This is a genomic window from Actinomadura sp. NAK00032 (assembly GCF_013364275.1).
GTDB lineage: Bacteria > Actinomycetota > Actinomycetes > Streptosporangiales > Streptosporangiaceae > Spirillospora.
Window position 1 is genome coordinate 4,377,661 of the sequence record NZ_CP054932.1, and the last position, 12,776, is coordinate 4,390,436.

The window sequence follows — 12,776 nt, forward strand, 5'->3', positions numbered from 1 at the left end:
TCCCCGGCTGCGCGGTCACGCGGCCACCTCCGTCAGCGCGGCGGCGTGCCGGTACACCTCGGCGGTGTCGGCGGCGACGCGCGCCCACGAGTAGCGGCCGCGGGCCCGGTCGCCCGCGGCGGACCCCATCGCGGCGCGCCGGGCCGGATCGTCCAGCAGCGCCCGGACCGCGGCGGCCGCCGCCTCCGGGTCGCGCGGCGGGACGAGCGTGCCGGTGACGCCGTCGACGACCGTGTCGAGGTGCCCGCCGACGGCGCTCGCCACCACCGGCACCCCGCAGGCCATCGCCTCGAGCGGCACCATGCCGAACGGCTCGTACCAGGGGAGCGTGGCGACCAGGCCCGCCGACCGCAGCAGCGGCGGCACCTCGGCGCGGCCGAGCCGGCCGAGGAACTCCACCCGGTCTGCCACGCCGGCGTCCCGCGCGACGCGCCGCAGCCGCCGCACCTCGGGGTCGCCGTCCAGGTCGCCGCGGGGCGGCCCGCCGGCGACGGCCAGCACGGTGCCGGGCAGGTGCGCGAGCGCGCGGACGGCGGTGTCGACGCCCTTGCGCTCGACGAGCCGGGACAGCACCACGATGCGGTCCGCGCCGGCGTCCCCGCCGTCCCCGGGGCCGCCGGGGGCGAACAGGCCGAGGTCCACCCCGCACGGCACCACCCGGACCCGGTCGCGGGGCACGCCCATCGCGGCCAGCTCGGCGACCTCGTCGGAGCAGGTGGCGATGACGGCCTCGGCGGCGCGCCCGATCGCGCGCTCCAGCCGGACGCGGGAGGCGGGGCTGGTGTCCTTGCCGCCCTGGTGGCGGCGCTTGACGGTGCCGAGCGCGTGGTAGGTCTGCACGACCGGCAGGCGCCGCGCCCCCGGCGCCTGAGCGGCCTGGACCGCGGCGAGGCCGCTCATCCAGAAGTGGGCGTGCGCGACGTCGGGCGGGTCGGCGGCCCAGCGCCGCTCCAGGTACGTCCCGAAGTCGTGCATCCACGGCAGCAGCTCGTCCTTGGCGATGCGCTCGGGCGGCCCCGCCGGGACGTGCTCGACCGCGACGCCGGGCGCGAGCCGCACCCGGTCCGGCGGGCCGGGGGCGTCGCGCCGCGTGTAGACGGTCACGTAGTGCCCCTGGCGGCCGAGCTCGGTGGCCAGTTCCGCGACGAACACGTTCTGCCCGCCGCCGTCCGCCCCGCCCAGTCCGCCGTCGGCGGCCAGCGGGCTGGCGTGCTCGGAGATCATGGCTATTCTCATCGCGTTACCTCCTGGAGAGTTCGCCGCCAGTCGCGCAGGAAGCGCGGCAGGCCGTAGCGCTCGACGGCGTAGGCCCGCGCCTCCTTGCCCATCTGGCGGGCACGCGGCGGGTCGGCGGCCAGGGTCCGCGCGGCCTCCGCCAGGGCGGCGACCCGCGTGGACAGCACCCCGGCCTCCGGCGGCACCGCCTCGACCGCCTCGGTGGTGGCCAGCGCCACCACCGGCAGGCCGAGCATCATGGCCTCGATCAGGGCGAGGCCGAGCGAGGTCCACCGGTAGGGGTGGACGTAGACGCGGCGGCGGGCGAGCTCCTCGTGCATCCTCGCCTGCGGCAGGTCCTCGAAGGTCCACAGCGACTCCGGGGGGATGCCGAGGCGCTCGGGGACGCCGGCGACGTTCATGCCGAACAGGTCGAGGGGGACGGCCGCGGCGAGCTCGGGGAGCAGGTCGGTGCCCGCGACGCGGCCGCGGCGCAGCGGGTCGTTGATGACGACGCCGGCGCGGGGCATGTCGGCGGTGCACCGGTAGCCGGGGTCGACGACGCCGTGCTCGATGACCAGGGCCGGGGCCCGGCCGCAGTTCCAGAACAGCCGGTTGAAGTGGGTGACGTGCACGACCGGGATGTCGGCGCGGTCGTGCAGGAAGTGCCGGCTGTCGGGCACGACCTCCTCGGGGAGCCCGGCGTCGGCGGGCGTCCGGCGCGGGGTGTCGTGCTCGACGTAGACGGCGGGGACGTCGCGTCCGGGGCGCCGGCCGAGCCATTCCTCCGCCAGCCGCAGCTCGTGGGGGCGCTGGAGCACGACGGCGTCCACGTGCTCGTGGCGGAGCCGCTCGGGCGGCACCTCCACCGCCCGGTCGGGCCAGGTGAAGGTGTCGGGCCGCCCCCGGCCGTCCGGCCCGCGGCCGGGGACGACGGGGACGAGCGTGGTCTGCGGTCCGTGCACGAACGACGTCGCCCACGAGCCGTGCACGTGCCACATCAGGACTCTCATCGGGCGGGCGCCTCCTCCACGGTCGCCACGACCTCCACGGCGGCGGCGACCTCGTCGGCGGTGACGGTCGACAGGCAGGGGTGCCCGTCGACCGGGCATTCGCGGGCGCGGCTGTCCTTGCACGGCGCCTGCTGGTCGCCGAGCAGCGCCAGCGGCACCCCGAACGGCGCCCAGCGGGCGGCGGGCACGGTCGGCGCGAACAGCGACACGACCGGCGTCCCGACGGCCGCCGCGAGATGCGCGGGGCCGGTGTTGCCGGCGACGACCGCGCACGCGCCCGCCAGCACCGACGCCAGCTCCGGCAGCGACGTGCGGCCGCCGAGGTCGAGGCCGTCCTCGCCGGCGGCGAGCGCGGTCAGCTCCTTCTCGTCGCCGTGGCCGGTGACGACCACCCGGCGGCCCGAGGCGCGCAGCAGCCGGACCGCCTCGGCGCAGCGCCCGGGCGGCCAGGCGCGCGCCGGCACGGACGTGCCGGGGTGCACCACCACGTAGCCGGGCCCGCCGGTGAGGTGGTCGGTGTCGGGCAGCGGCCCGCGGACCCGCAGCCGGGTGTCGGCCGGGGCCGGGAACCCGGCGTCCTCGGCGAGCGCCAGCATCCGCAGCGGCTCGGGGACGTCGGTGTCGGGCCGGTGCCGCAGGTCCAGCAGCGATCCCGGGTAGTCCTCGCTGATGCCGCCGATCCAGGGCGTCCCGGCGAGCCGCAGCAGCAGCGCCAGCGGCAGCGGCGACTGGTGAAAGGAGGTGAGGACCAGCGCCCGGTCGAAGCCGCGCAGCTCCCGGACGATCCGGTCGATCGCCGCCCGCTTCACCGGCACCCGGTCGGGGTCGATCCAGGGGGCGCACCACTCGATGACGCGGTCGACGCCGGGCAGCAGGTCGGCGGCGGCGCGGCCGCGCGGGCCGCACAGCAGCACGACCTCGTCGGCGCGGGCGGCGACCGCCCGCACCGCGGGCCCGGCGAGCAGCACGTCGCCGAGGTTGTCCTGGCGTGCCACGAGGACCCTCATCGGCGCCGCCTTCCGCCGAGGACCAGTTCGACGGCGGCGTCCAGCGTCGGCGCCGTCTCCGGCGCCCGCGCGATCTCCGCCGGCCGGGTCCGCCCGGTCGGGACGAGGATGCCGCGCGCCCCCGCGGCCGCGGCGGCGGCGACGTCGCCGCCGACGTCGCCGATGACGGCGCAGTCGGACGGGAGCATCCCGAGCCGCTGCGCGGCGCGCTCGATCATGCCGGGCTCGGGCTTGCGGCACGCGCAGCCGTCGCCGTCGTCGTGCGGGCAGAACTCCCACACGTCGATCCGGCCGAGCAGCTCCTCGACGCGGGCGTTGACGCGCCGCACGTCCCCGGCGCCGATGAGCCCCTTGGCGACGCCGGACTGGTTGGAGACGACGCCGATCCGGACGCCGTGGTCGCGGAGCCGGTCGAGGGCGCGGCGGGCGCCCGGCATCGGCTCGACCCGCGCGGGGTCCCCGTTGTAGGGGACGTCCCGGATCAGGGTGTCGTCGCGGTCGAACAGCACGGCCCGGGGGCCGCCGCAGCTCCGCGCCCGCCGGTGGACGGCCAGCCCGCGGGCCCGGTGCCGGACCGCGGCGGGCGGGATGGCGGCGCTCGTGACGAGCATCGTCGCGACCTCCCGGGGAGTCTTCGGGCCCGGCTTGATCCGCTCGTAGGCGAACCGCGCGGTCAGCGCGGCCCAGGCGCCGGCCGCCGCCGCGGCGACGGCCGCGCCGCGCCGGGAGCGGGCGGCGGGCAGCGCCGCGAGCGCGAGGAGCCCGGCGGCGGTGGTGAGCGCGTGCCGGGCGAGCAGGCCGCGGCCCTCGCCGGCGCGGGCGCGCCAGCCGGGCCCGTGCACCCGCCGCATCAGGACGTCGTCGGCGTTGCCGGCCTGCGCCCGCACCGACGCCCAGAACCCGGCGGGCCGGACGGGGTGGGCGACGCGCCGGTCGCCGAGGACGAGCCCGTGCCCGGCGTCCAGGGCGCGCAGCGCCAGGTCCGCGTCCTCGCGGTAGGCGCGGCGGAAGCGCTCGTCGAAGCCGCCCAGCTCGGCGAGGACGCCGCGCCGGTAGGCCATGTCGGCGGTGATCCAGTCGGCGCTCGCGAGCCCGGCGGTACCGCGCTCCCAGTCGGTCGGCGCTCGGCCGTCCGGCGCCGGGACGGCGACCCGGCCCTGCGACCCGCCGACCGAGGGCGGCAGGTCCGCGAGGTCGGCGGCCAGCCGGGCGGGCCAGTCCGGCGCGGGCACGACGTCGTCGTCCAGGAACGCCACCCACTCGGTCGCGGCGGCGCGCCAGCCGGCGTTGCGGGCGGCGGCGGGCCCGCGGCCGCCCGAGCGCAGCACCCGGACCGGCGGGCCGGGCGCGGCGGGCAGCGGCAGCGGCGCGCCGGGCGCGGGCCGGTCGTCCACGACGATGATCTCGTGCGGGCCCCGCTCCGGTCCGCCCTCCAGCGCGGCGAGCAGCGCCCGCAGCGTGCCGCGCAGGCTCTCCCGTCCGATGGTGGGGACGACGACGGTGTAGTCCATCAAGCGCGCACCTCCCGGCGGCGCACCGTGAAGGGCCCGATGGCGAGCAGGTCGACCGGCGCGGAGCCGAAGCACTCCAGCGCGTCGCGCGGGTCGTCGACCATCGGGCGCCCGGCGGTGTTGAGGCTGGTGTTGACGAGCACGGGCAGCCCGGTCCGGCGGCGGAACTCCGCGAGGAGGCGCGCCACGAGCGGCTCGTCGCCGGCCGCGACCGTCTGGACGCGGGCGGTGCCGTCCACGTGCACGACCGCGGGGATCCGCTCCCGCCACCGCGGCCGGACGTCGTGGACGAACAGCATGTACGGGCTCGGGAGCGGGCCCTCGAAGATGTCGGGGGCGTCCTCCAGCGCGACCATCGGGGCGATCGGCCGGAACTGCTCGCGGCCCTTCACGTCGTTGAGCCGCTCGACGTTCCCGGCGTGGCCGGGGTGGGCGAGCAGCGACCGGTGCCCGAGCGCGCGCGGCCCGAACTCCGAGCGGCCCTGGAACCACGCGACGATCTCGTTGCGGGCGAGGGCCTCGGCGACCGCGGCGGCCAGGTCGTCCGGCCGCTCGTAGGGGATCTTCGCGGTGTCGAGCCGCGCGGCGATCTCCCGGTCGGTCCACTGCCGCCCGAGGTCCGCGCCGGGCATGCCGGTGAGCGGGTCGCCGCCGCCCTGCGCCACGTGCAGCGCGGCGCCGAGCGCGGTGCCGGCGTCGCCCGCCGCGGGCTGCACCCAGAGGTCGTCGTAGGGGCCGGCGCCCGCCAGCCGGGAGTTGGCGACGCAGTTGAGGGCGACGCCGCCGGCGAGCATCAGCCGCCGGGATCCCGTCTCGCCGTGCAGCCACGCCGCGAGGTCGAGCAGCACCTCCTCGAGGCGGGCCTGGACGCTCGCGGCGAGGTCGGCGTGGTCGCGGGTCCACTCGCCGCCGGCCTTGCGGGCCTTGGCGAGCGAGCCCCAGTCGATCGCGGCGGCCGCGAAGCCGCCGTCGCCGGTCGCGCGGACGTGCTCGCGCAGCTCGTCCAGGAAGCGCGGCTCGCCGTAGGACGCCAGCGCCATGACCTTGTACTCGTCGCTGGAGCGCAGGAAGCCGAGGTGCTCGGTGAGGTCCTCGTACATCAGGCCGAGCGAGTGGGGGAGCCGCTGCGCGTGCAGCGCCGTCAGCACGCCGTCCCGGTAGGTGCCGGCCAGGTGCGAGTGCGACTCGCCCCGGCCGTCCAGGACCAGCACGTCGCCGTCGCCGGGCGCCGGCGCGGCGAGCGCGGCGGACGCGGCGTGCGCGACGTGGTGGGGGACGTACCGGACGATCCCCGGGTCGAGGCCGGGCAGCGCCGTCGCGAGGAAGTTCGGGGCGCGCCGCGCGTACAGGGTGCGCAGCCGCTCCCACTGCTCGTCGTGCCCGCCGAGGCCGGGTTCGACCAGGGCCGGGTCGTAGGAGTAGGCGACGGCGTCGAGGTCGCCGGGTTCCAGCCCGGCCTCCGCCAGGCACCAGCGGGCGGCCTGCTCCGGCAGCTCCCAGCCGGAGAACGGCACGGGCCGCTTCCCGTGCTTGCGGCGGCTGAAGCGTTCCTCCTCCGCCGCCGCGACGATCCTGCCGTCCGCCACCAGCGCGGCGGCCGGGTCATGGAAGATCGCGTTGATTCCGAGCACGCGCATATGAGCCCCGTTTCGGCGCATCATTCGGTGAGGTGCCGATGACGTCGTCATAGACATCGGCTCTGGGCGGTCGCTCGGCGTCATCGCCGGAGAGCGAATCCCCTATAGGTGATTCGACATAGCCCATAACGGTGGACCTAAACCCTGAAGTCAGAAAAGTCGCTGGTAGTCGAAGTGCGAGCTAGATGCCCATCCGTGCAGATAGAGGGCACATAGAGGGGGAGAGGCCGGGTACTGGCCGGTTCATGCGTTTCACTGTCGTCGTCATCACCCGGGACCGGCGGCAGTCGCTGCTCGCCATGCTCGCGCGCACGCGGAAGATCACCGAGAACGCGCCGGTCATCGTGGTCGACAACGCCTCGCGGGACGGAACGGCCGAGGCCGTCGCGGCGCGATTCCCGCACATCGAGCTCATCCGGGCACCGGGCAATCTCGGCGCCGTCGGACGCAACCTCGCGGCCGACCACGTCCGCACCCCCTACATCGCGTTCGCCGACGACGACACCTGGTGGGACCCCGGCGCGCCGTCCCGCGCCGCGGACCTGCTCGACGCGCACCCGCGGCTCGCCGTCGTCACCGGGCGGATCCTGGTGGAGCCCGGCGGGCGCGAGGACCCGATCGTGCCCGAGCTGCGGCACTCGCCCGTCCCCGGGCCGGCGTGGCTGCCCGGGCCCGCCCTCGGCTCGTTCCTGGCCGGCGCCTCCATGCTGCGGACGGAGGCGTTCCGGGAGGCCGGCGGGTTCTCCGCGCGGCTGTGGCTCGGCGGCGAGGAGGAACTGCTCAGCGCCGACCTCATGGCGCTCGGCTGGCACCTGTGCTACGCCGAGGACGTCGTCGTCCACCACGCGCCGTCCCCGCTCCGCGAGCCGCATCTGCGGCGCCGGCACGGCATCCGCAACACTCTGTGGTTCACCTGGCTGCGCCGGCCGCTCCCGGCGGCCGCCCGCCGCACCGCCCGGCTGCTGCGCACGCTGCCCCGCGACCGCGTCACCGCCCGGGCGCTCGCCGAGGCCGCCGCCGGGCTCGGCTGGGTGGCCCGCGAGCGCCGCACGCTGCCGCCGGACGTCGAGGAGCGGCTGCGCAGCCTGGAGACGTCCCAGCGCGAGTCCGCGGCCCGCCGCTACGTGAGCTGAGCCGCTACGTGAGCCGAAGGGAGCACCCATGCCCGATGTCACGGTCGTCGTGGCGACCCGCGACCGCGCCCCCGAGCTGCGCCGCAGCCTCCGCCACCACACGGCCCCGGTGATCGTGGCCGACAACGCCTCCGCCGACGGCACCGCCGCCGTCGCCCGGGAGGCCGGCGCCACCGTGCTGCGGCTGCCCCGCAACCGGGGCGCCGCCGCCCGCAACGCCGGCGCCGAGCGCGCCGGCACCCGCTACGTCGCCTTCGCCGACGACGACTCCTGGTGGGCGCCGGGCGCGCTGGAGCGGGCCGTGGAGATCCTCGACGCGCACCCGCGCACGGCGCTGCTGGCCGCCCGCGTCCTGGTCGGGCCGCAGGAGCGGCTCGAACCCGTCTCCGCGCAGATGGCCGAGGCGCCGCTCGGGCGGCCGCAGGGGCTGCCGGGGCCGGCCGTCCTCGGGTTCCTCGCCTGCTCGGCGGTCGTGCGCCGGGACGCGTTCCTCGACGCCGGCGGCTTCTCCGACGTGCTGCACTTCGCGGGGGAGGAGGAGCTGCTCGCGCTCGACCTCGCCGCCGCCGGGTGGGGCCTCGCCTACGTGCCCGAGCTCGTCGTGCACCACCACCCGTCCCGGTCGGGCCGCGACCCGGCGGCGCGGCGCCGCCGGGAGGTCCGCAACCGGCTGCTCACCGCGTGGCTGCGCCGCCCGCTGCCCACGGTCGCCCGGACGGCCGCGTCGGCGCTGGCCAGCCGGGACGGGCGGGCCGGGCTCGCCGCGGCGTGCCGCGTGCTGCCCTCCGTCGCCCGCGCCCGGCGGCCCGTGCCGCCCGCCGTCGAGGCCGACCGGGCGCGGCTCGCCGGGTACTGAGCGGTCAGCCGCGCGCGGCGGTCCGGGCGCGGGCCAGCGACAGCGCGCACACGGCGCCCGCCAGGGTCGCGGCGGCCAGCGCCCACCCGGTGCCGTACTCGGCGTGCCGGGTGGAGCCGCTCGACTCCGCCAGGCCGAGGAACAGCGTGCCGGCGGTGGCGATGCCGATCACCTGGGCCAGCTGCATCAGGGTGAGCAGCAGCCCGCTGGCGTCGGCGGCGTCCTCGGCCGGGACGTGCTGGAGCGCGGTCGTCATGATGATCGGCATCACCCCGAGGCCGAACCCGATGACGACGGTGAGCGCCTCGTAGCCCGCGCCGCCGCCGGCCAGCGGGCCGACGCACAGGTAGCCCGCCGCCGCGACCGCGAACCCGGCCGGGATGACCCGCCGGTGCCAGCGCGCCGGCAGCCGCTGCCAGTTCAGCCCGACCAGCGCGAACGCCGTCACGCACGGCACGAACGCCAGGCCCGACTCCAGCGGCGACATCCGCAGGTCGCCCTGCAGGTGCAGGGTGGTGGTGAACAGGAACGCCCCCCAGCTGCCCGGCCCGAACATGATCGCCACGCAGGCCGGCACGAGCAGCGGCGCGCGCAGCACCCGCGCCGGGATCAGCGGCCGGCCCCCGGCCGCGCCCGTGCGGCGCTCGACCGCGACGAACGCGGCCAGCAGCACCGGGCTCGCGGCCAGCGACGCCCAGCCCCACACCGGCCAGCCCAGCTCGTGCCCCATGATCAGCGGGACGACGAACAGCAGCACGGCGGCGGCGAGGGTCACCAGCCCCGGCAGGTCCAGCTGCCCGCGCGCCGCCGCGCCGGCCGGGCGCGGCTCGTCGCGGGGCAGCACGCGCGGCCCGGCGAGCAGCAGCGCCGCCCCGATCGGCACGTTGACCAGGAAGACGCCCCGCCAGCCGGTGCCGAACAGGTCGGCGCTGACCAGCAGGCCCCCGGCCGCCTGCCCGACCACGACGCCGCCGGCGATGACGGCCGAGTAGTAGCCGAGCGCGCGGGCCCGCGCCGCACCGCTGAAGTTCTGCTGGATCATCGACATCACCTGCGGCGTCAGCAGCGCGGCGGTGGCGCCCTGCAGGAACCGGAACGCCACGAGCCACCCGGTGGTCGGCGCCAGCCCGCACGCCAGGGACGCGGCCGTGAACCCGGCGAGGCCGAGCTGGAACATGCGGCGGTGGCCGCCGAGCGCGCCGAGCCGCGCGCCGGTGATGAGGAGCACGGCGTAGGAGACGATGAAGCCGGCGACGACGAGCTGCAGCCCCGCCCCGGAGGCGTGCAGCTCCGTGCGCATCGTCGGGAGCGCGACGTTGACGATGCTCGCGTCGAGGATGCCCATGAACTGGCCGAGCAGGATGACGGCGAGCAGCGCGCCGCCGGATCCGGTCCGCGACCCCCGTTCGGGAACAACTCCCCGCAGATCGGTTGTCTGTGTCATGTGTACGAGCGTGGGCCCGCGCCGGTACCGGTAACGAGAGCCTGTCGATACTGGTACTGACAGCACCTGGAACGGCGCGCGCGCCGGAGGCAGTCTGGGGGACGTGACGATGACGAGCACGCGGACGACGGCCGGCGGGCCCGCGGCCCCCGCGCGCGGCCGGGCGCGGCCGCGCCGCCGCAGCGAGCTGGCGGCGTTCCTGCGCAGCCGGCGGGCGCGGATCATGCCGGAGGACGTGGGCATGCCGCCCGGGCCCCGGCGCCGCACCCCCGGCCTGCGCCGCGAGGAGGTCGCGCAGCTCGCCGGGGTCGGCGTGACCTGGTACACGTGGCTGGAGCAGGGCCGCCCCATCAACGCGAGCACGCAGGTGCTGGACGCGGTGGCCCGCACGCTGCGCCTCGACGGCGCCGAGCGCGAGCACCTGTACCGGCTCGCCGACGTCCCCGGGGCCGCGGGGGAGGAGGAGGCCGACGCCCTGCCCGAGGACGTCCAGGCGATCCTGGACGCCCTGTCGCCCATGCCCGCCTCGGTCGCCAACGGCCGCTGCGACGTCCTCGCCTGGAACGACGCCTACGCGGCGATCTTCCCGGCCGTCGTGACCGCGCGGCCGTGCGAGCGCAACACGATGTGGCTGTCGTTCACGCTGCCGCCGTGCTGCAACCCGGTCGCGAACGTGGCGGAGACGGCGCCCGGGCTCGTCGCGGCGTTCCGGCACCGCTACAGCCGCCACCTCGACGAGCCCGGCTGGAAGGAGCTGGTCCGGCGGCTGCAGGCGCAGAGCCCGGAGTTCGCCCGGCTGTGGGCCTCCCATGACGTCGCCCTGACGCACTCCGCGCTCAAGGTGTTCCGGCACCGCGCCGTCGACGGGGAGATCAGGACGCGCACCACCGCGATGGAGCTCAGCGCCGCGCCCGGCTCGCGGCTGGTGGCCTACACGCCGACCGACGAGGAGAGCCGCGAGCGGATCGGCTGGCTGCTCGCCCGCCCGGACGCCGCCGAGCACCGGCACTGACCCCGCCGGGGCTGATCTCGTCAGCGCGGGCCTCGCCGGCACGGGCGCGGGCGCGCCGGTCAGGACCGGGCGCGCCGGGCGATCACGATGAGGTCGATCGCGGCGATCACGGCGACGGCCGCGCAGATCCCGGCCGCGGCCCAGTCCCCGTCGCCGTCGCCCTGCGCCCCGAGCGCGAACAGGATCGCGGCGGCGACCGCGATGACCAGCGCGACGCCGGACAGGATCGCCCGCAGCCGCAGCGGGCTGCGGGCGTTCAGCGGCTCACTGCCGCGCGGCTGCTCGTGCGGGTAGGGCCCGTGCGAGCCGGGCCCGCGCCAGTCGGGCCCGTACGGTTCGTACTCGCCCTCGCCGGGCTCTTGCCGGGGCTCCTCCTCGGGGTCCCGCCGTTCGGGGGCGCCCACGGCGTCACCGCACGAACGTGCCGACGAGCGTCCCCGTCGCCACGACCTTCTCCTGCAGGGCGTCCCGCAGGTCCTCCGCGGTGAAGCCGTCGCGGAGCCCGGACGGCTCCGACAGCCCGTAGAGCCGGAAGAAGTACCGGTGCGGGTCGTCGCCCGCCGGCGGCTTAGGCCCGCCGTACCCGGCGGTGCCGTAGTCGTTGCGGCCGGCGACGGCGCCGGTGGGCGGCTCCCCGGCGTCCAGGGCGGTCGTCACCGGGTCGATCCCGGCGAGCAGCCAGTGCGCGAACGTGCCGGCCGGCGCGTCCGGGTCCTCGCAGGCGAGCGCGAGCTCCACGACCTCCTCGGGCGGCTCCGACCACTCCAGCGGGGGCGAGACGTCCCCGCTGTCGTGCGAGTACTCCGACGGCATGAGCGTGTGGTCGTTGAACGCGGTGCTCCGCAGCATCATCTCTTCCATGCGCTGGTCGTGCCCGGTCCGGGCGCGTCGATGCGCCCGGACCGCGCAGCGGAGGAGATCAGTGGGCGCTGGACTGCGCCCAGATGTTGATCCCCGCCTCGACGGCGTCCCGGTCGATCGCGGCGAGCTCGTCCGCGGTGAAGTCGAGCCGGTCCAGGGCGGCGAGGTTCTCCTCCAGCTGCCGGACGCTGCTCGCGCCGATCAGCGCGGAGGTGACCCGCCCGTCCCGCAGCGACCAGGCCAGCGCCAGCTGGGCGAGGGACTGCCCGCGCCCCTTGGCGATCTCGTCCAGCGTCCGGACGTGCCGCAGGTTCTCCTCGGTGAGCAGCCCGGCGTCGAACGAGGTGCCCTTGCTGGCCCGCGACCCCTCGGGGATCCCGCCGAGGTACTTGTCGGTCAGCATGCCCTGCGCGAGCGGCGAGAACGCGATGCAGCCGACGCCCTCGCGGCCGAGCGTGTCGAGCAGCCCGCCCTCGATCCAGCGGTTGAGCATCGAGTACGACGGCTGGTGGATCAGCAGCGGCGTGCCCATCTCCCGCAGGATCGCGGCGGCCTCGGCCGTGCGCTCGGGCGAGTAGGACGAGATGCCCGCGTACAGCGCCTTCCCGGACCGGACGGCCCGGTCCAGCGCCCCCATCGTCTCCTCCAGCGGGGTCTCCGGGTCGAACCGGTGGCTGTAGAAGATGTCGACGTAGTCGACGCCCATACGGCGCAGCGACTGGTCGAGGCTGGCGAGCAGGTACTTGCGCGACCCCCACTCACCGTAGGGGCCGGGCCACATGTCGTAGCCGGCCTTGGTCGAGATGATGATCTCGTCCCGGTACGGCGCGAGGTCCTCGCGCAGGATCCGGCCGAAGTTGGTCTCGGCGGACCCGTAGGGCGGTCCGTAGTTGTTCGCCAGGTCGAAGTGCGTCACGCCGAGGTCGAACGCGCGCCGCAGGATCGCCCGCTGGACGTCCAGGGGGCGGTCGTCGCCGAAGTTGTGCCAGAGCCCCAGCGAGATGGCGGGGAGGCGCAGCCCGCTGCGCCCGCACCGCCGGTAGGGGATCCGCTCGTACCGTCCGCCGTCCGCCGTATAAGTCATGGT

General features: G+C 76.8%; 12 protein-coding genes. 3 read left to right on the forward strand and 9 right to left on the reverse strand.

The window, feature by feature from the left end:
- Nucleotides 1–15 precede the first annotated feature (15 nt).
- The 5 genes from HUT06_RS20330 to HUT06_RS20350 are packed head-to-tail and all read right to left on the reverse strand — an operon-like array spanning nt 16 to nt 6,383.
- Nucleotides 16–1,236: a glycosyltransferase gene (locus HUT06_RS20330; protein WP_176197187.1), complete on the reverse strand. Its 1,221-nt coding sequence runs from the start codon at nt 1,234–1,236 to the stop codon at nt 16–18.
- On the reverse strand, nt 1,233–2,228 hold the full coding sequence (locus tag HUT06_RS20335; RefSeq protein WP_176197188.1) for a glycosyltransferase family 4 protein: 996 nt from the start codon (nt 2,226–2,228) through the stop codon (nt 1,233–1,235). Before HUT06_RS20335 ends, HUT06_RS20330 begins: the two co-directional genes overlap by 4 nt.
- Nucleotides 2,225–3,235 carry a glycosyltransferase family 9 protein gene (locus HUT06_RS20340; RefSeq protein WP_176197189.1) on the reverse strand — a complete coding sequence of 337 codons (1,011 nt, stop codon included), beginning with the start codon at nt 3,233–3,235 and terminating at the stop codon, nt 2,225–2,227. Before HUT06_RS20340 ends, HUT06_RS20335 begins: the two co-directional genes overlap by 4 nt.
- A complete protein-coding gene (locus HUT06_RS20345; RefSeq protein WP_176197190.1) occupies nt 3,232–4,746 on the reverse strand; it encodes an HAD-IIIA family hydrolase in 1,515 nt (504 codons plus the stop codon). The genes HUT06_RS20340 and HUT06_RS20345 overlap by 4 nt, the downstream gene beginning before the upstream one ends.
- Entirely contained in the window at nt 4,746–6,383 is a 1,638-nt protein-coding gene (locus HUT06_RS20350; RefSeq protein WP_176197191.1) for a carbamoyltransferase C-terminal domain-containing protein, read from the reverse strand. The genes HUT06_RS20345 and HUT06_RS20350 overlap by 1 nt, the downstream gene beginning before the upstream one ends.
- 245 nt (nt 6,384–6,628) lie before the next feature.
- On the opposite strand from HUT06_RS20350, the gene HUT06_RS20355 reads away from it, so the two are divergent.
- Nucleotides 6,629–7,516 carry a glycosyltransferase family 2 protein gene (locus HUT06_RS20355; RefSeq protein WP_176197192.1) on the forward strand — a complete coding sequence of 296 codons (888 nt, stop codon included), beginning with the start codon at nt 6,629–6,631 and terminating at the stop codon, nt 7,514–7,516.
- 28 nt (nt 7,517–7,544) lie between these two features.
- Nucleotides 7,545–8,372 (forward strand): glycosyltransferase family 2 protein, encoded by an 828-nt coding sequence (locus HUT06_RS20360; protein WP_176197193.1) that lies wholly within the window; start codon nt 7,545–7,547, stop codon nt 8,370–8,372.
- A 4-nt stretch (nt 8,373–8,376) separates the two neighbouring features.
- Here HUT06_RS20360 and HUT06_RS20365 read toward each other — a convergent pair whose 3' ends face one another.
- Nucleotides 8,377–9,816, reverse strand: coding sequence for an MFS transporter (locus tag HUT06_RS20365; RefSeq protein WP_176197194.1), 1,440 nt, complete (start codon nt 9,814–9,816; stop codon nt 8,377–8,379).
- Nucleotides 9,817–9,925: 109 nt separating this feature from the next.
- Here HUT06_RS20365 and HUT06_RS20370 point away from each other — a divergent pair, with 109 nt between their 5' ends.
- Entirely contained in the window at nt 9,926–10,828 is a 903-nt protein-coding gene (locus HUT06_RS20370; protein WP_176201494.1) for a helix-turn-helix transcriptional regulator, read from the forward strand.
- Nucleotides 10,829–10,887: 59 nt separating this feature from the next.
- Here HUT06_RS20370 and HUT06_RS43865 read toward each other — a convergent pair whose 3' ends face one another.
- The 3 genes from HUT06_RS43865 to mgrA are packed head-to-tail and all read right to left on the reverse strand — an operon-like array spanning nt 10,888 to nt 12,773.
- On the reverse strand, nt 10,888–11,232 hold the full coding sequence (locus HUT06_RS43865; protein WP_217711358.1) for a DUF6343 family protein: 345 nt from the start codon (nt 11,230–11,232) through the stop codon (nt 10,888–10,890).
- Between the two features lie 4 nt (nt 11,233–11,236).
- The gene (locus tag HUT06_RS20380) at nt 11,237–11,689 is read right to left on the reverse strand and encodes a YbhB/YbcL family Raf kinase inhibitor-like protein (protein WP_176197195.1); all 453 of its coding nucleotides are present in this window, start codon (nt 11,687–11,689) and stop codon (nt 11,237–11,239) included.
- A gap of 58 nt (nt 11,690–11,747) precedes the next feature.
- Entirely contained in the window at nt 11,748–12,773 is a 1,026-nt protein-coding gene (gene mgrA, locus HUT06_RS20385; protein WP_176197196.1) for an L-glyceraldehyde 3-phosphate reductase, read from the reverse strand.
- Nucleotides 12,774–12,776 lie beyond the last annotated feature (3 nt).